Consider the following 22,541-nt stretch of genomic DNA (forward strand, 5'->3'; position numbering starts at 1 on the left):
GCGCCACCGACTGAATCAGTCCGCTGCGATCCGTGGTGCCGGCGTGGCACGGTTCGCCGAGCGACGCTTGATCGCCATGGCACCGCCGAGCAAGGCCTTGCGTTGCTCGTTCAAGCGCGCATCGGCACGGCGTTGCACCTCGGCGGCCAGGTCCAGCAACTCACCGACCTGCACTCCGTCAGCGCGTATCAGCGCTTCGAGTACCGCCCGGATCTGTTCGAACAAAGACTCCAGCGTGCTCGGCAGGTACTGGCCCACCGGCGTTTCGAAACTCAAGTGAATGTGCTCGGCATCGTTGTAGAACGCGGCGACCATGCCGATCTCGGCGGCCTGGCGCCCGGACGGGAAGTCCTCGACCTGCAGGCCCTCCATCGACGGCAGGCGACCGACGCCTTCCTGGTAGATCAGCTTGATGTCGAACAACGGCGAACGGCCAGCCCGGCGCGGCAAGCGCAAGGCCTCCACCAGACGCTCGAACGGCAGGTCCTGATGGTCCGAAGCCTCCAGTACCGCCCGGCGACAGGCCTCCAGCAACTGCGCCGCCGGCTGCTCGGCATCGACCTCCACTTGCAGTACTAATTGGTTAACGAAGAAGCCGACCATTTCTTCAAGCTCGGCTTGATTTCGGTTGGCGATATCGGTGCCGATGCGCACCCGACTGATCTCGGTACGCTGACGCAGGACCAAGGTGAAACCGGCCAGCAGCAGCATGAACAGCGACAGATCGCGCTGTTGGGCAAAGTCGCGCAACTGCTGGCTGAGTTCGCCGCTGAAGGTGAAATGGGCGCTGGCGCCTTCCTGTGCCGTGCGCCCGTCACCATCGGCGGGCAACTCCAGCACCGCCTGTGGCTCGGCAAGGCGCTGCTGCCAGTAGTCGAGCTGGTGCTGCAACTCGCCGCCCTGCTCCAGCCACTGGCGCTGCCATTTGGCGAAGTCGGCGTACTGCACGCTGTGCGCCGGCAGTTGCGCGGTCTGGCCACGGTTGAGGGTTGGATAGAGCCTGACGAATTCATTGATCAGCACGCGGAACGACCAGTCATCGGCAACGATGTGATGCACCGTCAGCAACAGCACATGCTCGTCATCCGCGACCCGCAGCACCCGCACCCTCAGCAAGGGACCGTGGCGCAGGTCGAATGGCCGGGCGACTTCCTCACGGGCCAGTTGCTGTGCGTCGACGTCCGGCGCCGGCCGATACCGCAGGTCGCTGGCCTCGAAGCTCAACGGCAATTGCCCGTGGACCCGCTGCCAGGCCTGGCCGTCCTCTTCGTAAAAGGTGGTGCGCAACACGGCGTGACGCTGCACCAAAGTTTCGAAGGTGAGGCGCAGGGCGTCGAGGTTCAGTTCGCCCCGCAGGCGCAAGGCACCCGGCATGTTGTACATCGAACTGTCCGGCTCCAGGTTCCACAGGAACCACAAGCGCTGCTGAGCGAAGGACAACGGCTGGCGTTCGCCGGAGGTGTCCACTACCAGCGCCGGGCGTTCACAGCTGTGTTGCAGCGCCTGCACCTGAGCGGCGAAATCCTCGAGGCGCGGATGTTCGAACAGGCTGCGCAGGCTCACCGACAGGCCCAGGCGCTGGCGGATCTGCGAGACGATTTGCGTCGCCAACAACGAATGCCCGCCCAATTCGAAGAAGCTGTTTTCCCGGTCGACACGATTGACCTGCAACACCTGCCGCCAGATCTGCGCCAGTTCGATTTCCAGCGCACCTTGCGGCGCACTGCCGACTTCGGCCTCCCAGACATCCGGGGCGGGCAAGGCTGCGCGGTCTAATTTGCCGTTGCGGTTGAGTGGCAATGCGGCCAGCAACACCAATTGCGCCGGCAGCATGTAGTCCGGCAGGCGCTCGCCCAAGGCGCGGCGCACGGTGTCGGTGAGCTGACGCGCATCCGCCGCCAGCAGCCCGGCATCGGTCGGCACCACATAGCCGATCAATTGCTTGCCGCCGACGCCTTCGTGCACCAGCACTGCGGCTTCGCTGATCATCGGCAGGCCTTGCAGGTGCGCTTCGAGTTCTCCGAGCTCGACCCGGAAACCACGGATTTTCACCTGATGATCGATGCGCCCCAGGTACTCCAGCGCACCGTCCTCGCGATAGCGTGCCAAGTCGCCGCTGCGATACAGCCGCGCGCCCGGTGTGCTGGAAAACGGATCGGCGATGAAGCGCTCGGCGCTCAAGCCCGGTCGCTGGTGATAACGCTGGGCAAGGCCGGCGTCGCCGCCGATGCACAACTCGCCGACGCAACCGGTCGGCAGCAGATGGCCTTCGCTGTCCAGCACATACAACGCACGCCCCGGTAGGGCTTTGCCGATGGGCACGCCAAGGTGATTGCGAGTATCGGCCAGCGTGCATGCGTGGGTGCTGGACACCACCGTGGCTTCGGTTGGCCCGTAGGTGTTGAGCAGGCGCACATCGCCCAAACCGGCGGCGTGCCACAGCTTCAGGCCTTCCAGCGACATGGCTTCGCCGCCGACGTGGACCTGACGCAAGCGCCCTTTCTCACGCTGCGGTTGCGCGGCCCATTCCTGAGCCAGCAGGAACCAGTAGGCCGCCGGCAAATCCGCCAGGGTCACGCCCTGTTCGATGACCTGCCGGTAGAGGGTGTCGGTGTCCCACAGTTCATCGCCGCGCATCACCAGCGCCGCGCCCACGCACAGTGGCGGGTAGCACTGCTCGACAAAGCCGTCGAAGCTGAACGTGGCGAATTGCAGTACGCGGTCTTGCGCGGTGAGTTGTGAATAGTCCGCCGCGATCACGCAAAACTCGCGCAGTGCGGCGTGGGCCAGGCACACGCCTTTCGGCCGCCCGGTGGAGCCGGAGGTGTAGATCAGATAGGCGAGGTCTTCGGCGCTGGCGAGGTTGACCAGGTTGTCGGTGCAATACTCGGCGTCTGCGCCCGGCTCCAGCGCCAGGCGCGGCAACTCTTGCGGCAGCGCTACATCGGCCAGCAGGCCCGGTTGCGCCAGCAGCAGGTCGATGCCGCTGTCTTCGATCATGTAGGCCAGGCGCTCGGCCGGGTAATCCGGGTCCAGCGGCACATACCCGGCGCCGGACTTGAGGATCGCCATCAGGCTGACGATCATCTGCGCATTGCGTCGCACCGACAGCCCCACCCGCTGCCCCGGCGCCACACCCTGGGCGCGCAGGCGATGGGCGAGCTGGTTGGCTTGCGCATTGAGCTGGGCGTAGGTCAGGCGTTCGTCACCGACCAACACCGCCAGCGCATCGGGAGTGCGTGCCGCTTGTTGCTCGAAACGCTGATGGGCCAGCAACGGGCTTTCGATTGATGGTGCCGGTGGACGGGAATACGCCAGCACTTTTTCTTGAGCCTGTACGTCCAGCAGGCTGACCGCGCCCAATGCCTTTTGGGGCTGTGCGACGAATTGCTCCAGCATCTGCAACAGGCTGGCGCCTAACTGGCTGATCTGTGCAGCGCTGAACCGGGTGCGGTCGAAACTGAAATCCAGACGCAGGCTCGCGCCGACTTCAATGCCGAGGGTCAGCGGGTAACTGGTGATTTCGTGATTGTGCAGCGCGCCGAAGGTCAGGCCTGCCGGCGCCCCTTGCTTGAGGGCTTCGGCCACCGGGAAGTTCTCGAACACCAGCAGGCTGTCGAACAGCGCGCCCTGATGCCCGGCCCAGTTTTGAATGTCGTACTGCGGCACGTGTTCGAACTCGCGCAGGCTCAGGTTCAGGGCTTGCAGCTCGTTGAGCCACTGGGCCACCGATTGCCCAGCCTGCGGCGCGGCGATGATCGGTATGGTGTTGATGAACAGCCCCAACTGCTGCTCGATGCCCGGCAACGGCGCGGAGCGTCCGGCAATCGTTGCGCCGAAGGCAACACAGGTCTGGCCGGTGTAGCGCTGCAACAGCAGGCCCCAGGCGCCTTGCAGCAAGGTGTTGAGGGTGATTTTCTGCTGGCGGGCAAAATCGCTCAGGCGCTGTAGCGCGGCGCTTTCAAGGGTCATTTGATGTTCGCCCATGCCGCGCCCTTCAGCAGGTGTCGGCAAGGCTTGCGCCAGCAGCGTCGGCGTTTCCAGCGGCGCCAGCGCCTGTTTCCAGAACTGTTCAGCGACCAGCAGCGGCTGCTGTTGAATCCAGCCCAGGTAGTCGCGGTATTGCCCCAACGGCCTGGCCAACGTCTGGCCGGCATAGTGCTGGATCACTTCGCCGAGCAACTGGGCGTTGCTCCAGCCGTCCATGAGGATGTGATGGCTGGTATGGATCAGGTGCCAGTCTTCACTGCCCTGACGCACCAGCAGCAGACGGAACAAGGGCGCGGCGCTGAGTTCGAAGCCGCGGCTGCGCTCCTCGGCGGCCAGTGCATCGAGGTCGATGTCGGCCGCTTCGATCACTTGCAGTTGCAGGTCGATCTGGCGATGAATCACCTGATGCGCGCACTCGAGCCCCAGCCAGTGGAAGCTGCTGCGCAGGATGTCATGACGGTTGATCGCCGCCTGCCAGGCCCGGCCGAATGCCGCCAGTTCCAGGCCCTGGATGTCCAGGCGCAATTGATTGATGTAGGCCTCGGCCTGGGGCTCGTACAGGGTGTGGAACAGCATGCCCTGCTGCATCGGTGTCAGCGGGTAAACGTCCTCGATGGCCGGCGCCGCAACAGGCAAGGCATCGAGTTGTGCCTGGGTGATGCGCGCCAGCGGGAAGTCCGACGGCGTGACCTGGCCTGGCGCTGTCGTGCAGCAATGTTCGATCAGCGTCGTGAGTTCTTCGGTGTAGGCATCGGCCAGTCGTTGCACGGTGGACTCGGCAAACAGCTCACGGCTGAAGCCCCATTGCAGCGAGAGCTGCCCGCCATACACCTGGCCCTCCACGGTCAGCCAGTTGGCCAGTGGCGCATCGTCGCCTTGGGCCTGGCCGCCGCTTTCCGGGGCCGGGACGAACAGCGCGGCGTCGTCGAACTGACGGTCGAACTGCCCCAGGTAGTTGAAGGTGATCCGTGGCGCCGGCAGGTCTTGCAGGGCCTGGCGTTGTGCCGGCTCACCGAGGTAGCGCAGCAAGCCGTAGCCCTGGCCTTTGCCGGGAATGGCGCGCAGTTGTTCCTTGATCGACTTGATCGAATTTGCCACCTCGGCCTCGGGTTGCAAGCGCACTGGAAACAGGCTGGTGAACCAGCCGACGGTGCGGCTCAGGTCGAGGTCGTCGGACAGGTCTTCGCGGCCGTGGCCTTCCAGCTGGATCAGCGTCGAGCCCTGCCCGCTCCAGCGGCAGATGACCCGCACCAGCGCCGTGAGCAGCAGATCATTGACCTGGGTGCGATAGGCCGCCGGGGCCTGTTGCAGCAACAGGCGGGTCAGTTCGGCGTCCAGTGTCGATTCGATCTTGTGCCCGTAGCGCTGCTGCAAGCTGCCCCGGGGGTTGTCGCATGGCAGGTCCCGGGCATCCGCCAGTTGCGTCTGCCAGTACGGCATTTGCCCAGGCACGGTGCCGGCATGCTGTTGCAGGTGTGCGGCCCAGGCCTGGTAGGCGCTGGTTTTCTCGGGCAGCGCCACTTGCCGGTAAGCCTGTTGCAAGTCTTCGAGCAACACCCTCCACGACACCCCGTCCACCGCCAGATGATGGACCACCAGCAGCAGGCGTTGGCTACCATCGTCGAGGCTGACCAGCAAGGCACGCAGCAACGGCCCGTCGGCCAGATCGAGGCTGCGTTGCGCTTCATCGCACAGGGCGGTCAAGGCTTCGCTCGAAGACGCCCGACGCTGCCACAATCCAGCTGACTCGACTGGCGCTGCATGGCTCTGCTGCCAGCCTTCGGCACCGTCGATAAAGCGCAGGCGCAAGGCATCGTGGTGATTGATGACGGTCACCAACGCCCGCTCCAACGCTTCAGGATTCAACGCTTCCCGGGGTGTCAGCAACAGCGACTGGTTCCAGTGCCGGCGCTGGGCAATAGCCTGTTCGAAGAAGTAATGCTGCGCCGGGGTCAGAATCACCTCGCCACTGACCGGACCTTGATCGATGCTGCTGCGGCTGTCGAACGCCGCAACCAATGCCAGGCTGCGCACGGTCTGGTACTGGAACAGATCTCGCGGACTGAGGCGAATGCCGGCCTGACGGGCACGGCTGACCACCTGGATGGAAATGATCGAGTCGCCGCCGAGCTCGAAGAAATTGTCTTCAAGCCCCACGCGTTCCAGGCCCAATACGTCCTGCCAGATCTGCGCCAGCGCAGTCTGCATCGCATCCTGCGGCGCGACGAATGCCTGTTGCGGCGCGGCGTCCGGTGGCGGCAAGGCCTTGCGGTCGAGCTTGCCGTTGGCGGTCACCGGCAAGGCGTCCAGCGGCATCAGGTAGGTAGGCACCATGTATTCCGGCAGGCTGCCGAGCAACCAGTCCTTGAGGGTTTGTGGCCACTGCTCATCGGCATCGGTATTTTCCTGCACCAGATACGCCACCAGATGCTTGCCGCCCTGCACCAGCACAACGGCCTCGCGAACCAGCGCATGTTGCATCAGGCGAGTCTCGATTTCCCCCAGCTCGATGCGCAGGCCACGCAATTTGACTTGATGGTCGAGGCGACCGAGGTATTCGATCACCCCATCGGTCCGCTGGCGCACGCGGTCGCCGGTGCGGTACAAGCGCGCGCCGTCATGGAAAGGGCACGGTACAAAACGCTCGGCAGTGAGTGCCGGACGCCGGTGATAACTGCGCGCCAGCCCGGCGCCGCCGAGGTACAACTCCCCCGCCACGCCGGCCGGAACTGGCAACAATTGCGCATCCAGCACATGGGTGCGCAGGTTGGCGATGGGCCGGCCGATGGGTACGCTGTCGGCGCCTTCGTCGATACAGGTCCAGTGGGTGACGTCGATGGCCGCTTCGGTCGGGCCGTACAGGTTGTACAACCCGGCGCCCGGCAGTTTTTTGAACACCTGCAATTGCGCATCCAGCGGCAAGGCTTCTCCGCTGCAGACAATCCGCTTGAGACCGGTGCACGCCTCGACACCCGGCTCATGGATGAACGCCTGGAGCATCGACGGCACAAAGTGCAGCGTACTGATGCCGTGGTCACCGATCAGGCGGATCAACTGCGCCGGTTCACGATGGGCCCCCGGCGGCGCCACCACCAGGCGCGCGCCCGTTATCAGCGGCCAGAAGAACTCCCACACCGACACATCGAAACTGAACGGAGTTTTCTGCAACACCGAGTCGCTGCCGTCCAGCCCGTAAGCCTGCTGCATCCAGCACAAGCGGTTGACCAGCGCGGCGTGACTGTTGCCGGCGCCTTTGGGCTTGCCGGTGGAGCCGGAGGTGTAGATCACATAGGCCAGGCTCAGCGGATGCACGTCGACCTGCGGGCAGGAATCGCTGTAGCCGTCGAGCCAGTCTTGTTCCTGATCCAGGGCAATGACCTTGACGCCCTCGGTGGGTAGCGCGCCGATCAAGGTGCTTTGGCTGAGCAGCAAACCAATCGCGCTGTCTTCGATCATGTAGGCCAGGCGTTCGGCCGGGTACTCCGGGTCCAGCGGTACGTAGGCACCACCGGCCTTGTGAATCGCCAGCAGGCCGATGACCATTTCCAGGGAACGCTCAACGCAGATCCCCACCAGCACATCCGGGCCGACACCCTGCTCGCGCAGGCAGTGCGCCAGTTGATTGCTGCGGGCGTCGAGTTGCGCGTAGCTGAGTTGACGCTCGCCAAACACCAGCGCCTGCGCGTCGGGGGTGCGTCGGGCTTGGGCCTGGATCAACTGGTGCATGCACTGCTCGACCAGATAGGCCTCGGCGGTGCGGTTCCAGTCCTGCACCAGCACTTGCTGTTCATCCGCCGTCAGCATCGGCAACTCGCCGATTTTTTGTGTCGAGTCGTCGACTATCGCCTGCAACAAGCGCGTCCAGTGCCGGGCCATGCGCGCAATGGTATCGGCCTCGAACAGGTCGCTGGCGTAGGTCAGCGCGGCGTGCAGCTTGCCGCCCTTCTCCCAGGTGTCGAGGGTCAGGTCGAACTGGGTGGTGCGGCTCTGCCAGTCGATGCTGCCCAGCGCCAGGCCGGACGCAGTGCTGACCGAGGCCATGTCGGCCACGTGTGGCTGGTGGTTGTACATCACCTGAAATAACGGGGTGTGGCTGAGGCTGCGTTCCAGTTTCAGCGCTTCGACCAGGCGCTCAAACGGCAGGTCCTGATGGGCCTGGGCTCCGAGGGCGGTTTCCTTGATGGCACGCAGCAGGTCGTCGACCCGGGTCTGCCCGTCCAGTTGGGTGCGCAGCACCTGGGTGTTGACGAAGAAGCCGATCAGACCTTCGATTTCCGCGCGGTTGCGATTGGCGATGGGCACGCCGACGCGGATGTCGGTTTGTCCGGTGTAGCGATGCAGCAAAGCGTTGAAGGCGCCGAGCAACAGCATGAACAGGGTGATGTTGTGGTTCTGCGCGGTACTGCGCAGTTGCTCGGCCAGTTGCGCCTCCACCGCGAATTCGTAGCGGGTGCCGCGATTGCTCGGCATCGCCGGGCGCGAATGGTCCAGGGGCAATTCCAGCACCGGGTGTTCGTCACCCAACTGCGCCTGCCAGTACGCCAATTGCCGCGCCTGCTCGCCCGCCTCCAGCCAGCGGCGCTGCCACAGGGCGTAGTCGCTGTACTGGATCGGCAACGCTGCCAGTTGCGGTTGCGCGCCCGCATCGAAGGCGTCATAGCAGCGGGTGAATTCGTCGATCAGCACGTTCATCGACCAGCCGTCGGAGACGATGTGGTGCAGGGTCAGCAACAGCACGTGCTCGTGTTCGGCGAGCTTGAGCAAGGTGACCCGCAGCAGCGGGCCGGCCGACAGATCGAACGGCAGCACCGACTGTTGCTCGGCGGTTTCAGCCACTGCACGCTCGCGTTCCTCGGCAGGCAATACGCTGAAATCCACCTGCTCGATGACCAGCGGCGCCGTGGCCGGGACTTGCTGCAAGCTGTCATCGGTCTGACGGGCGAACACCGTGCGCAGGGTTTCATGCCGCGCCACCAGGCTGGCGAACGCCTGCTCCAGCGCCGACAGGTTCAGGCGACCGGTCAGCCGTACCGCGCCCGGCAGGTTGTAGGCGCCGCTGTGGGGGTCCAGTTGCCAGAGAAACCACATGCGTTGCTGGGCGTACGACAGCGCTTGGCGATCCTCGGCCTCGATGCCGGCCGGAATCGGGAAACGGGCGAAATCCACGCCCTCCTTGTGCAAGGCCGCAAGGAACATCTGGCGTTTTTCCAGGGGCAACCCGATAAACCGGCGAGCAAGTTTCAAGGAGTCTTCAGCATTCATCTATCGGCATCCGCATCAGTAGGCAGCAGGCGCAAGGGCGCGTCGTGCCTATAAAACGAATGCAGGCGGGAAAAATTAGCGGATCAGGCGGAAGGTGAAACGCGCAATACAGAACACTGAAAAAACCTGTAGGAGCGAGCCTGCTCGCGATAGCGGTGGGTCAGACACATTCAAGTTGAATGTGATGCCGCCATCGCGAGCAGGCTCGCTCCCACAGGGATAGGGTGAAGTTTGAGAGTGGTGTTAACCCACGGCAGCCATGGAGAGCCGTCGATGATGCACCTCAAGCTGATCCTTGATCACCCGCAGCACCTTCGCTTCCTGCTCATGGATGAAGAAGTGCCCGCCCGCCAGCATGTCCACCGAAAAACTGCCGCGGGTTTCCTGGCTCCAGCCGATCAACTGTTCGGCGGTGGCGCGGTCGGCCTTGCCGCCGAGCACATGCACCGGGCACTTGAGCAACGGGCGCTGCACCGGTTCGAAACGCCCGCACAGCAGGAAGTCCGCGCGCAGCACCGGCAGGGTCAGGCTCATCAACTCTTCATTAGCCAGGATCTCTTCGCTGGTGCCGTTGAGGGTGCGCAGTTGCTCGATCAGTTCCGCGTCGCTTTTAGGCTGGGCAAAGCCCCGGTCGTAGTCGGCGCGCAGGGTCGGGGCGGCAGTGCCCGAGGCGAACAGTGCTACCGGCTCCGGGCAACCCAGGGAGCGAAATGCGTGGGCCATCTCGCAGGCCAGCAGCGCGCCCATGCTGTGCCCGAACAACGCGTACGGCGCCTTGAGCGTGGCTTTTTGTTCCTGGGCCAATTGCAGCGCCAGACGGCGCATGTCGGTGTGCAAGGGTTCGCCATACCGCGCGCCACGCCCCGGCAGTTCCACCGGCTGCAACGTGAGCCACTGCGGCAGCTTGCGTCGCCAACGGCTATAGACCATGGCACTCGCGCCCGAATAGGGCAGGCACAGCAATGTCAGCGGGGTCACCGGGTTTTCCTCGAGAGTTGTCTGCTTTGAGAACGGATGAGCAGCCCAAAGAATTAGCCATACGAATAACCCACAGGTAAATCTTCATTTCAGATGGCGATAACTCGGGATCGCCGAACCGAGCACCACCGCCCCCGCCGCAATCGCCAGCCAGAACCCGCTGCGCGCACCGAAGGCGTCCACCAGCCAGCCGGAGCCGGCGGCGCCGATCGCCACGCCGATACTCAGACCAGTAACCAGCCAGGTCAGGCCTTCGGTGAGTTTGGCCGGCGGTACGATCTGCTCCACCAGGGCCATGGCGACAATCAGCGTCGGAGCAAAAAACAGGCCGGCGACAAACACCGCCAGGGACAAGCCGAAAATGTTCGTCGCCAGCAGCAACGGCAAGGTGGTCACCGCCGTCGCTACCCCGCCGTACAGGAACAGGCGCGCCAGCGGCACTTTCGAGCGCAGTGCGCCGAACGCCAACCCGGCCAGGCACGAGCCGATGGCGTACACCGACAGCACGATGCTCGCCGCCGCTGGTTGGCCCTGGTGCTGGGCGAAGGCGACGCTGACCACGTCCACCACGCCGACGATGGTGCCCATGGCCACCATCAACAGCATCAGCAACTGAATGTCCCGCGAACGGATGATCGAGCCCTGGTGATGCTCTTCATGGGGATGCACCGGCGGCTCCGTGCTGCGCTGCAACACGAACGCGGTGACGCCGATGGCCAGCGCCAGCAAGGCCGCCAGCGGCCCGGCCTCGGGGAATGCCACAACGCACAACCCCACCGACAGCGGCGGCCCGACGATGAAGCAGACTTCGTCCAGCACCGACTCCAGGGCGTAGGCGGTCTGCAACTCCGGGCGGCCGCGATACACCTCGGTCCAGCGTGCCCGCACCATTGCCGACATGCTCGGCATACAACCGGCCAGCGCGGCGAAGACAAACAGCGTCCAGTGCGGCGCCTGCAACCGAGTGCACAGCAACAACAGCAGCAACGCCCCACCGCCGAGCAGTGCCGATACCGGCAGAATCCGCCCCTGGCCATATCGATCCACCAGCCGCGAGACCTGGGGCGCACAAAAGGCCGTGGCCAGGGCGAACGTCGCCGCCACCGCACCGGCCATTGCGTAGCCACCCTGCAACTGCGAAAGCATGGTGATCAGGCCGATGCCGGTCATGGAAATCGGCATGCGCGCGATCATTCCGGCCAGCACGAAGGCGCCGCTGCCGGGGGCTTTGAACAACTCGCGATAGGGGTTTGCCATGGGACGGGTCTCATCAGGGGACTGCACGGTGCCATAAGGGCTGATTGTGGGGGAAGCGTGGAATTGTTGGTTGAATGTGAAGGCCCCTTCGCGAGCAGGCTCGCTCCCACAATGGCCGGCGTACACCAATAAACAGTGGTGGTGTGTAGGCCTGAATCCGACCTGTTATCAACAATATCCTGCCATTTCGCAGGAAATACCCGGTTGCCAGCTGTTACATCCCCACCTAACATCCTTGCTCTACGGGTACAGCGGAGCTGTCCAGAACCACCCGAATTCAAGGAACCAGAATGAGCCAACGCATCCAACGCAGCATCGACTCCCCGCTCCGAACCGGTTTGAACCGCGAAGAACTCTGGGAGGCCGGTGACAAGGGCCTGATCAAATGCTGGGAAGTCGGCCGCCAGCGCGCCGCCCGTTTCCCCGACCTCGCCCGACAGTGCCTCGCCGGCGAGTTGCCGGTACTGGGCTGGAAAGGTGGCGTCAGCCGCAGCCTGAAGAAACTCGAAAAATATGGCTCCCTCAAATACCTCGCCCAGTGGCAAGGACTACGCGGGGAAGATCTGGATGTTGATTTGTGCGAAGAGCGGGCGCTGACTTGCTCACGAACCGGCATGGTGGTGACGTTTACGCCGGATCGGGCGAAGTATTTCAATCAGCTGGCGGAAGCTGAAACCTGACGTGAGCTGGACACCGGATCTGCTGCAACACTGACCGAAAACCGCTCCCGATAAGCCTGCGGCGTCACGCCCATGGCCCGCAGGAAGCTGCGGCGCAGGGTTTCTTCGCTGCCGAAGCCGCATTGCACCGCCACCCGTTTGATCAGCACGCCGGTATCGCTGAGCAAACGTCGCGCGGTTTCGACGCGGATCAGTTCGATGGCCCGGGCCGGGGTCTGGCCGGTGTCGGCGCGGTAGTGGCGCACGAAGCTGCGTTCGCTCATGCCGGCCTGCAATGCCAGGGTCGGGATGCCCAGGTCGTGGGTCAGGTTTTCGCTGATCCAGGCGTGAAGCTCGTCGAAACGGTTGCCTTCCTGTTGCAGTGACAGGGTCACGCTGAATTGCGACTGGCCACCCGGACGCTTGAGAAACACCACCAGTTGCCGGGCGACTTCCAGGGCCATGGTGCGCCCCAGATCTTGTTCGACCATGGCCAGCGCCAGGTCGATGCCGGCGGTCACCCCGGCCGAGGTCCAGACCGGGCCGTCGTTGATGAAGATCGGGTTGGGCTCGACGTGCAGTCGCGGATGCTGCTGCGCCAGTTGCTCGCAACGGGTCCAGTGGGTGACCACGCGCCGGCCGTCGAGCCAGCCGCTGGCCGCCAGCAGGAACGCGCCTGTGCATACCGAGGAAACCCGCCGGCAACCACGGGCATGTTCGCGCACCCAGGCGACCAACGGCGCATCTTCCGCCGCTGCGTAGACACCCCAGCCACCGGCGATGATCAGGGTATCAGTGCCCTGATCCGGTAACGGTTCGGCCAACAGCGCCAACCCCGCCGACGACATCACCGCCCCGCCACCGCTGGCAATCACCGTCGGTGCATAGGGTGGCGGCAGGCCTTGCTGGCGGGCAATGTCGTTGGCCGACGCGAATACCTGCAACGGCCCGGTGACGTCGAGCAATTGCACGTTGGCGAAAGCGAGCACATGGATTGTTTTCGACATTTGGCGTAATTCGTGGGGATATTGGCGTATGCGCCAAAGCCTACGAGCCTAGAGTCAAACCGTCTACCCACTTCACGAGAAAAAACACCATGACGTTGCAGATCGGTTTTCTGTTGTTTCCACAGGTTCAGCAACTGGACCTGACCGGCCCTTACGACGTACTGGCCTCGCTGCCGGATGTGAAAGTGCATCTGATCTGGAAAGACCTGATGCCGGTTACCGCCAGTACCGGCCTGCTGTTGAAACCGACCACCACCTTCGACGATTGCCCGGCACTGGACGTGATCTGCGTGCCTGGTGGCAGTGGCGTCGGCCCCTTGATGGAAGATGACCAGACCCTGGACTTTCTAAGGGCCCAGGCCGCCAACGCCCGGTACGTCACTTCGGTGTGCACCGGCTCGCTGGTGCTGGGCGCGGCGGGATTGCTCAAGGGCAAACGCGCCACCACCCACTGGGCGTATCACGAACTGCTCAAGCCGCTGGGCGCAATCGCGGTGCAAGACCGGGTGGTTCGTGACGGCAATCTGTTGACCGGTGGCGGCATCACCGCCGGTATCGACTTCGCCCTGACCCTGGCCGCCGAGCTGTTCGACCAGGCCACCGCCGAGCTGGTGCAGTTGCAACTGGAATACGCCCCGGCCCCGCCGTTTACCGCGGGCAGCCCGGAGACGGCCCCGGCCAGTGTGCTGGAGGAGGCTCGCCAACGGGCTGCCGGCTCGTTGAAGCTGCGGGCGCAGATCACCGAGCGCGCGGCGGCAAAACTCGACCGGCAGTGAAAAAATGGCGGCGGGAACCCGGCTTCCGCCGCCACGACCTTTCATGCGTGCACAAAAAAACCCGCCGAAGCGGGTTTTTCCAAGACCATGACGACTCCTTGTCGTAGCGTTCCTTGCATATGGTCGATCATCCATGATCCTGAGCACATCCTGTGCTTCAGTGGGTGAGGCCAGATTACGCATCGGATCCAATTTGTAACAGGCGACATTGCTACCATCGCGTGTAAGACATTCGCTATAAACCACCTTCCGAAAACCCCTAGATGCCTCAGGCTTCGAGCCGGCTTCAGCCACTCTGTTGCTCGTGGGACTTGGCATTGTCGATCAAAAACTGCTCGATATTGTTCATTTGCTCTTCCCAGCCACGACTGTCCATGCGGAAAGCCTTTTCGCGACGGGCCTGGGGAACGTGATCGAAACCGGACTCGGAGACCTTGAGCAACGTGCCGTCGTCCATGTCTTCGAGCTCGAACTTCACCAGGGTGGTGGGTTCCTGGGAGTAATCGACTTCAGGGTTCACGGCATACGGGTGCCAGCGAAACGAAAACAGACGCTCCGGCTCGACCCGCTCCACCAGTACATTCCAGCGCAAATGCTCATAACCGGGATAGGTAATCTGTCCCTGGGTCCACTCGCCTGCCACAAAACGCTTGCCTTCCAGCGCCACGCCAAACCACTGTCCGAACATTTCGGCATTGGCCAGCACGCGCCAGACCTGCGAACGCTTGGTCTTGAGCAGGACTTTCCTTTCGATGCGATCAGATACTGGGTTCATAAGTCACCTCCTGTACTTGAACAGTAGGCCAGTAAGACCACAAGACCAACCCTAAAGTTGTACCAATCGGGATGCGCAATCAACCATGCCTGAGATATTCGGTTGTATTTGCGCGGATAAGTTCTGGGACAATCGCAAAGTCAGGGGGTTGAAACTGCTAACGTTCTGCCTCGAAACAGCATCGAAAGGGATAGCGACATGGAAAACCTGCGCGGCAGTTGCCTGTGCAAGGCCATCGAATACGAACTCGACAGCCTCGACATGCCCATCAGCCACTGCCATTGCCAAACCTGCCGCAAGGCACACGCTGCCGCTTTCGCATCGACCGCTGGAGTCATGCGCGAGCATTTTCGCTGGACCAGAGGCCAGGATCGCCTGAGCCGCCATGAATCGTCGCCGGGCAAGTTTCGGTATTTCTGTTCGGTTTGCGGTTCACATCTGATGGCCGAACGGCCGGCCCAGCCCCACGTGATCGTTCGGGTGGCGACGCTGGATACCGATCCGCTGATGACGCCCCAAGCGCATATCTGGACTGCCCATGACGTGCCATGGCTGGAATATGATTCGGTGGAAAAACACGCGCAATGGCAAGCGTAGAGGATTGAATGCCCCTCGGCGCTACACTGCATCTCTCATTCGGTCACAACGAGCACTCCAGCATGAATTCACGCTTACTTTTGGCGCTGACGCCCCTGTTGTTCACCTCCATGGCGTTCGCCGTGAATTGTGACAACGCCAGCGACCAGGCGACGATGAACCAGTGCGCGGCGCAGCAGAATGTAGCCGCCGACAAGGAACTGAATGCGCTGTACCAGCAGATCACTTCGCGACTCAAGAGCAACCCGGACAGCAAGAAGCAGTTGGTGGGTGCGCAGCGGGCGTGGGTGGCGTTCCGCGATGCCGAGTGCAAATTCTCGGCATCCGGGGTGGAAGGCGGGAGCGTGTATCCGCTGATCTACAGCAACTGCACCACGGAGTTGACCAAGGCACGGGTTCAGACGTTCAAGAACTACCTGAAGTGCCAGGAGGGGGATATGAGTTGTCCGGTGCCGGGGGTTTGATTTTTGCTGTTTTTGCGGTGTTTTTGAGGGCCTCTTCGCGGGCAAGCCCGCTCCCACAGGGTTCAGGGGTGTTCACACGATAGTGATCACACTGCATATCCACTGTGGGAGCGGGCTTGCCCGCGAAGGCGTCAGGTCAGACGCCGCAATTACCGGACAAAAATCTGCGCAGTGGTAATCGCCATGTCCCCGCCCGGCAACTTGATGCTGCCTGTCTGCTTCAGGCTGTCGGCATCAAAGATCGCCACGTCGTTGAACGTCCCCGCCAGGTAGATTTTGCTGCCGTCCTTGTTGAAGGAAATGCAGTAGTAGGAATGATCGAGTGTGGCGGACTGGAGCATTTTCTTCTGTTTGATGTCGTACTTGGCCAGGCGGTTGAGCACGCCGAACATCAGGTTCGGGTCCTTGGGCGAGCGCATGCCGCTGAAGTAAATTTCCGTCAGGGGGCCGAAGTCGGTGGTTTCGGTCTTGCCGGTCTTCAGGTCGACGCTGAACAGGCCGTACAGGTATTCGGCGGTAGCCGGGTCCTGTTTCTTGTCCTTGAATTTCGCTGCGGTGTAGAGCAGCGAGAAGTCATGTCGATACGTCTGCTGGTTCCACACGTAGAGCACGTCCGGCGCGCTGTAGTTCGGGCGTTTCCAGTGGCGGCTGGGGATCAGCACGTCGAACTTGCCGGTTTGCACATTGACCTTGTAGACGTCCGCACCGGCCACGTACAGCGTGCCGTCGTCACCGCTCTGCATGATGGTCAACTGGCGCGGCGCGGGGAAACTGCGCACAGGTCTGGCGTCCATGCCGGCGTCGGTCTTGTACACGTCGAGCCGGGGCTGCTGCACTTCGTAGCGATCGTTCATCATCAACGTCGGGTTGGCGATGGTGAACAGTTCCTTGCCGTCATGGCTGAGAGTGAAAGCAAACATCGAGCGCGCTTTCTCCCCCGGCTTCTGGGTGATGCTGGCGTGGAACACCTGTTTGCAACTGTCCAGTTCAACGCCGTAGACATCCGCATAGTGATTGTTCAGCACATAGGCGGTCTTGCGGTCCGGCGACAGCTGCACGGTGCCGGGGCCAAAGGCGTCGGGCATCTTGCAGGTCTTGAACAGCGTGTCGGTGGCCAGGTCGATCACGTGCAGGTTGTTCGGGTAGTTGGTGGTCAACATGTACTCGTGACCGTCTTGCAGTGCGGTGTTTTCATCGGCCAGGACACTGACCGAACAGCTGCTCAGAACGGCGAACGCGGCCACGCCGCAGGCTTTGATATTACGCATGCTGGAATCCTTCTTCTGTGATCACTTGTCTTTTGGAAAGACAGTGCCGAGGTTGCGCCAGTTGTCGTTGGACGCCTGGGCATCCTTGTTCCAGTCCGGGTAGGTGCTCATCATGTCGGGCACCTGGGCCGGCCACCAGCACGGGTCGGAGCAACCGTAGAGGTCGGCCTCCATCGGCTGGCACAGCGACGACACACCGCCAAACGCATCGATTTCCCAGCCCGGGTCGGTGGTCGAGGCACAGCCCGCCACGGAACTCATGGCCACCACTTCTTCGATGCGGTTTTCATCCGCGGCCTGATCCAGCTTCAACGCTTTGTTATTGATTGCCTTGAGATGTTTCATATCAGTGAGCCTTGCGCGGAGTGATGTAACTGCTGATGAACGCAGGGTTGTTGGCCATGATCCGGGTGTAGACCTCGATGCCGAAGTCGACCCAGTCACGCATCAGTTCGCAGTAGTGATAGGTCGGGTGCGTCGGATCGCCGTAGCGGGCGTAGCTCTCGTGGTAGCAGCCGCCAGAGCACAGGTTGCGGATCTGGCAGTCTTCGCAGCCGGTGTTGGTGCGGTCCAGGCGCTGGGACAGGAAGTCGTTCAACTCCACCTGTTTCACGCCGCTATGGACATTGCCGAAGGTCGGCAGGCTCGAACCGGTAAAGCGGTGGCACAGGTTCAGTTCGCCCTTGTGATCCACCGCCAGCATCTTCAGGCCCGCGCCGCATGGCAGGGCTTTCTTGTGGCCTTCGTGGATGTCGGTGATGAGCTGGTGCAGGTTGGAGAAACCGATGTTGCGGTGCTCCAGCGCCGCTTCCAGGTAACGCCGGCCGAGGCGTTTCATGCTGGCGAAGACTTCGATCAGCTCGTCGCTGGTGAGGTTGAAGCTGCTGATATCGCCCGACGTCACCGGGGCGAAGCCGACTTCGGCGAAACCCAGTTCGTTGAACAGGTGATCCCAGATGGTTTCGACGTCGGTGACGCCGGTAGTGAGCGTTACGCGAGCACCGACCGGGCGGCTGTTGTAGCGCGACAGCAGCATCTCGGCCTTGCGCCGCACCACGTCGTACGTGCCCTGCCCGCCCACGGTGATGCGGTTGCGGTCGTGTACGGTCTTCGGCCCGTCAATACTCACCGACAGCCCGAAACGGTGGGCGTTGAGGTAGTCCACGGTTTCTTCGGTGAGCAATGTGGCGTTGGTGGTCATGACGAATTCGACGAACTTGCCCGCCTCGCGAAAACGCTTCTCACAGTAGTCGACCATGTACTCGATCAGCTTGCGGTTGCTCAAAGGTTCGCCGCCGAAGAACACCACGGTGAAACGCTCTTCGTCCGGGGATTCGCGCAGCAGCATTTCCACCGAGGCGATTGCCGTTTCGACGTCCATCTTCTTGCCCGCCGAAGGCTTGTCGAGGTCTTCCTTGTAGCAATACGTGCAGCTCAGGTTGCAGCCGGTGTTGACGTTGAGCACCACGGTATTGATCGCCGTGCGTTCGACCCGCTTGGTGGCGATGTCCGGGGTCAACGGTGAACCGTCGCTGACCAGTTCCAGGGCCATCAGCTCGCGCAGGGTCTCGGTGATTTCCTCGCCGTTGAAACGCGCGGCCAAGCGCTGGATCAGGTCGTCCGAGGAACAACCGGGCCCGCGCAAGGTATCGATGATGGTGCCCGTCAGTTCATCGCTGGCGAACAGCGAACTGCTGGGGATGTGAAACAGCATGCGGTCGGCATCCACCAGCACTTCGTGCAGGTTGCGTTCGACCAGATTCAAGATAGCACCCATTGCCAACCTCCTGTGCAGGCCCCGCTTGGCGGGGCTTGCGGTCATTCCGAAAAGTGTCTGAATCGCTGACGTTCAGATCAACTCAAGGAATGGGTGGATTGTTCCAGCGTTGCACGGTGACGATCATGTGGCCTTCGCCGGTCAGGGATTTCCCTGCGTCTTCGACGGCGGCAATCACCTTGAGGTTGCCGGCATTGTTGGTGGACATCTTGCGTGCCGGGTTCGGCCCGGCATCGCCCGGGGTGAACACGCCCGCGTCGGCCTGCATGGTGCCGGCGAACTTGACGTCTTCGTCTTCCTTGGCGCGGTCGTCGAAGGCCTCGACTTTCCATTGCGCCGGGAACACACCGATGCGATACGGCTTGCCGTCAGCACCCTTGCCCCAGGCTTCCGCGTCGAAACGGCCCTGGACTTTCGGCGTCGAACCACCGCCCTCGCCGATCCGCGCCACCGAGAATTCCGGCACCACCTTGACCGAGGCGATCTTGCTGTACACCGACAGGCTCGGGCCCTTCAACGCGCCGACGCTGACCGCGCGCAAACCTGGCTGGGCATTGGCCGCCGCCTTGAGCTTGACCTTGATCCGCTCAGGGCTCTGCTCGACCACTTCGAGCACTTCCACGCCTTTACCGAAGTCCGGCTTGCCGCTCAGACCGCTGCCGACCAAGGTCACTTCGGTTTCGCTGCCGGCCTTCAGATAGCCCGGCTGCACCGCCAGCAAACGGTTGGAGCCCTGTTTGGCGGCGACGAAGTCCAGACCACGCTCGTCATGCTCGGCCTCGAACATCCGACCCTGCATCGCATTGCCCTGGGCGGCGAACACCTGGCGCATGGTCACGCCATCGATGGTCACGTTGCCGCGCCATTCGTAGCCGGTGTAGAGAATCGCACTGCCGTCGCCATTGAACGGGCTGCCGTCGGCGTACTGGCCTTTGACGCTGACCTTGAAGGTGTCACTGCCATCGGCACTCACGGTCATGACACCGGCCAGCTCACCCTTGCCCGGCAAGTGGCCGCTGAAGCTCCAGTCGCCCACCAGGGCCTCGGCTTTGGGCGCCGCGCTCTGCCATTTTTTCCAGGCCGGGTTGTCCAGCGGATAACGCTTGGCCAGCAGCGGCACCATCTCCTTGCGGGCCATATCGAACCAGTCGCGGTCCCGGGCCAGCGCCTGGTACTCCAGGGACGGCCATTGGCCGAGGTGGAAATTAACCAGACGTTCCCACTCCTGGGCCGGACGCCGTTGCAGGGCGACCCGCGCACCGGAGTGGCAGCGGCCGCACATCTGGCTGGTCTGGTCGTCGAAGTGTTCGACGGTGTTGAGTCGCCGCTCCAGCGCATAACGCACGCCATCGGTTTCGCTCGGCGCCAGGCCCTGGGTGTCGGCCAGGTACTTGACCAGCGTGCGACGGTCGTCATCGCTGATCTGCAAACCGTGCATGGTCTGCATCCGGGCGATGCTCATCAACCAGCCTTCCGGCGTTTTGCGCTGGTGGCTGATGCGACTGAGGGCGTTATCGGCTTCGGGGGTGTGACAGCCCTGACAGGTTTCCTTGAGGATGGTCTGGGCGTCTCGGGCTGCCAGGCTATGAGGCGAATGCAGCGCTACACAAGCGGCTACGGCCAGCAGGCTGGCGCTCATGCCTGATCGGAGTTTTCTCTTCATCAACGTCGAACCTCGCACGGTGCGTTCTTATTGTTGTGGCTTATCGTTTTTATGGTTTCTGCCGCCGGCGGTGAACCGCTGACGGAGGCAAGAGAAACGTCTGCGATGAGCAATACACGGAGCGTGCCAGCTTATGAATATTTAGATTAATCAATGACTTGCCGATAAAGGCCGGTGTTTTGCCAATCGTGTCGTCTGCGTTCCACGTTTTATTTCGCGACAACTGTTTCAGCCTGAGACAAGCATAGCTTTCTGTAGGAGCGAGCCTGCTCGCGATGGTCGTTAACGATAACGCGTGCTTTCAGGCTAAACGTGGCGCTCAGGAGTTCATCGCGAGCAAGCTCGCTCCTACAGAGGGCGTTGTCCTGATGTCTCACGCCGTCGCAATTTGCGACGCTTGCCCATGCCATGGCTATTCCATAAATGGCTGCCGGGCCTGTCAAATCGTGCCTTTACCATGGAAAACCACAACTGGCACAGCCATTGCGAATGACCTCGCCACACGAACAAGACGAGGTTTCATCATGTCGCTTCCAAACCTGCTTCCCGCCACTTCGGCATTCATCCAGCGCGCCCCGCGCATGCTTATCGGCGGTGACTGGGTCGAGGCCGCAGACGGCCAGACCATGCCCCTGCACAACCCTGCCACCGGTGAGGTGTTGTGCGTGGTGCCACGGGCAACGCCGGAAGATGTCGACCGCGCCGTTCTCGCCGCCCGCCAGGCGTTCGACGATTCGGCCTGGACCCGCACCCGTCCCCGGGAGCGACAGAACCTGCTGTGGAAACTCGCCGATCTGATGCAGCGCGACGCCGAGCTGCTGGCGCAACTGGAATGCCTGAACAACGGTAAAAGCGCGGCGGTGGCCCAGGTGATGGACGTGCAACTGGCCATCGACTTCCTGCGCTACATGGCCGGTTGGGCGACCAAGATCGAAGGTTCTACGGTTGACGTGTCGGCACCGCTGATGCCCAACGACCAGTTCCACAGTTTCATTCGACGCGAAGCGGTGGGCGTGGTCGGCGCCATCGTTGCCTGGAACTTCCCGCTGTTGCTGGCCTGCTGGAAACTCGGTCCGGCCCTGGCCACCGGTTGTACCGTGGTGCTCAAACCCGCCGATGAAACCCCGCTGACCGCACTGAAACTCGCCGAACTGGTGCTGGAAGCCGGTTATCCCGAAGGCGTGTTCAACGTGGTCACCGGCACCGGCATCACCGCCGGCTCCGCCCTGACCCACAACCCGCTGGTGGACAAGCTGACCTTCACCGGCTCCACCGCCGTGGGCAAGCAGATCGGCAAGATCGCCATGGATTCCATGACCCGGGTCACCCTGGAGCTGGGCGGCAAATCACCGACCATCGTCATGGCCGACGCCGACCTGAAAACCGCCGCGGCCGGGGCTGCCAGCGCGATCTTCTTCAACCAGGGCCAGGTCTGCTGCGCAGGCTCGCGGCTGTATGTACAGCGCAAGCACTTCGACAATGTGGTGGCGGACATCAGCGACATCGCCAACGCCATGAAACTCGGCAACGGCCTGGACCCGAGCGTCGACATGGGGCCGTTGATCTCGGCGCGCCAGCAGGAGCGCGTCTACGGCTACATCGAAAAGGGCCGGGAAAGCGGCGCGACCATCGCCTGCGGCGGTGAGCAGTTCGGCCCGGGGTTCTTCGTCAAGCCGACGGTGATTGTCGACGTCGATCAGAAGCACTCGCTGGTGCAGGAAGAAATTTTCGGGCCGGTGCTGGTGGTGATTCCGTTCGATGACGAGGCCGATGCCCTGCGCATGGCCAATGACAGTCCGTATGGATTGGGTGCGAGCATCTGGTCCAATGACCTGGCAGCGGTGCACCGGATGATTCCGCGGATCAAGTCGGGGTCGGTGTGGGTCAACTGCCACAGCGCCCTGGACCCGGCGCTGCCGTTCGGCGGCTACAAGATGTCCGGGGTCGGGCGTGAGATGGGGTATGCGGCGATCGAGCATTACACCGAGTTGAAGTCGGTGTTGATCAAGTTGTAATTTTCGGCGTCTTTCAGGCCGCCTTCGCGAGCAGGCTCGCGAAGGGGCCATCT

14 protein-coding genes are annotated in these 22,541 nt (G+C 62.7%); 5 read left to right on the forward strand and 9 right to left on the reverse strand.

From position 1 onward, the window contains the following. Window positions 1-15: 15 nt before the first annotated feature. From AABM52_RS21580 to AABM52_RS21590, 3 genes are all read right to left on the reverse strand, one after another. A complete protein-coding gene (locus AABM52_RS21580; RefSeq protein WP_347907812.1) occupies window positions 16-9,252 on the reverse strand; it encodes an amino acid adenylation domain-containing protein in 9,237 nt (3,078 codons plus the stop codon). Between the two features lie 243 nt (window positions 9,253-9,495). Next, a complete protein-coding gene (locus AABM52_RS21585) occupies window positions 9,496-10,230 on the reverse strand; it encodes an alpha/beta fold hydrolase (protein ID WP_347907814.1) in 735 nt (244 codons plus the stop codon). 84 nt (window positions 10,231-10,314) lie between these two features. Beyond that, window positions 10,315-11,487: an MFS transporter gene (locus tag AABM52_RS21590; RefSeq protein WP_347907816.1), complete on the reverse strand. Its 1,173-nt coding sequence runs from the start codon at window positions 11,485-11,487 to the stop codon at window positions 10,315-10,317. Between the two features lie 290 nt (window positions 11,488-11,777). Here AABM52_RS21590 and AABM52_RS21595 point away from each other — a divergent pair, with 290 nt between their 5' ends. Beyond that, entirely contained in the window at window positions 11,778-12,167 is a 390-nt protein-coding gene (locus tag AABM52_RS21595; protein WP_347907817.1) for a hypothetical protein, read from the forward strand. On the opposite strand, the gene AABM52_RS21600 is transcribed toward AABM52_RS21595, so the two are convergent. Further along, entirely contained in the window at window positions 12,143-13,153 is a 1,011-nt protein-coding gene (locus AABM52_RS21600; RefSeq protein ID WP_347907818.1) for a GlxA family transcriptional regulator, read from the reverse strand. The two genes, AABM52_RS21595 and AABM52_RS21600, sit on opposite strands and share 25 nt — an antisense overlap. 89 nt (window positions 13,154-13,242) lie before the next feature. On the opposite strand from AABM52_RS21600, the gene inhA reads away from it, so the two are divergent. Further along, a complete protein-coding gene (gene inhA / locus AABM52_RS21605) occupies window positions 13,243-13,929 on the forward strand; it encodes an isonitrile hydratase (protein ID WP_347907819.1) in 687 nt (228 codons plus the stop codon). Window positions 13,930-14,215: 286 nt separating this feature from the next. On the opposite strand, the gene AABM52_RS21610 is transcribed toward inhA, so the two are convergent. Then, on the reverse strand, window positions 14,216-14,704 hold the full coding sequence (locus tag AABM52_RS21610; protein ID WP_347907820.1) for an SRPBCC family protein: 489 nt from the start codon (window positions 14,702-14,704) through the stop codon (window positions 14,216-14,218). 198 nt (window positions 14,705-14,902) lie between these two features. Between AABM52_RS21610 and AABM52_RS21615 the strand changes: the two genes are divergently transcribed. Continuing rightward, entirely contained in the window at window positions 14,903-15,301 is a 399-nt protein-coding gene (locus AABM52_RS21615; RefSeq protein ID WP_347907822.1) for a GFA family protein, read from the forward strand. A gap of 62 nt (window positions 15,302-15,363) precedes the next feature. Continuing rightward, entirely contained in the window at window positions 15,364-15,765 is a 402-nt protein-coding gene (locus tag AABM52_RS21620) for a lysozyme inhibitor LprI family protein (RefSeq protein WP_347907824.1), read from the forward strand. A 149-nt stretch (window positions 15,766-15,914) separates the two neighbouring features. Here AABM52_RS21620 and peaD read toward each other — a convergent pair whose 3' ends face one another. From peaD to peaA, 4 genes are all read right to left on the reverse strand, one after another. Continuing rightward, entirely contained in the window at window positions 15,915-17,033 is a 1,119-nt protein-coding gene (gene peaD, locus AABM52_RS21625; protein ID WP_347907826.1) for a quinohemoprotein amine dehydrogenase subunit beta, read from the reverse strand. 21 nt (window positions 17,034-17,054) lie between these two features. Beyond that, complete coding sequence (qhpC, locus tag AABM52_RS21630) at window positions 17,055-17,378, reverse strand: quinohemoprotein amine dehydrogenase subunit gamma (RefSeq protein WP_008016081.1); 324 nt, start codon at window positions 17,376-17,378, stop codon at window positions 17,055-17,057. Between the two features lies 1 nt (window position 17,379). Continuing rightward, complete coding sequence (gene peaB, locus AABM52_RS21635) at window positions 17,380-18,810, reverse strand: quinohemoprotein amine dehydrogenase maturation protein (protein WP_347907829.1); 1,431 nt, start codon at window positions 18,808-18,810, stop codon at window positions 17,380-17,382. Between the two features lie 82 nt (window positions 18,811-18,892). Then, window positions 18,893-20,473 (reverse strand): quinohemoprotein amine dehydrogenase subunit alpha, encoded by a 1,581-nt coding sequence (peaA, locus tag AABM52_RS21640; protein ID WP_347907831.1) that lies wholly within the window; start codon window positions 20,471-20,473, stop codon window positions 18,893-18,895. Between the two features lie 524 nt (window positions 20,474-20,997). Between peaA and AABM52_RS21645 the strand changes: the two genes are divergently transcribed. After that, window positions 20,998-22,488, forward strand: a complete 1,491-nt coding sequence (locus tag AABM52_RS21645) for an aldehyde dehydrogenase family protein (protein ID WP_347907833.1) — start codon at window positions 20,998-21,000, stop codon at window positions 22,486-22,488. The last annotated feature ends 53 nt before the right edge of the window (window positions 22,489-22,541 follow it).

The sequence above is a fragment of the Pseudomonas grandcourensis genome (assembly GCF_039909015.1).
Lineage (GTDB): Bacteria > Pseudomonadota > Gammaproteobacteria > Pseudomonadales > Pseudomonadaceae > Aquipseudomonas > Aquipseudomonas grandcourensis.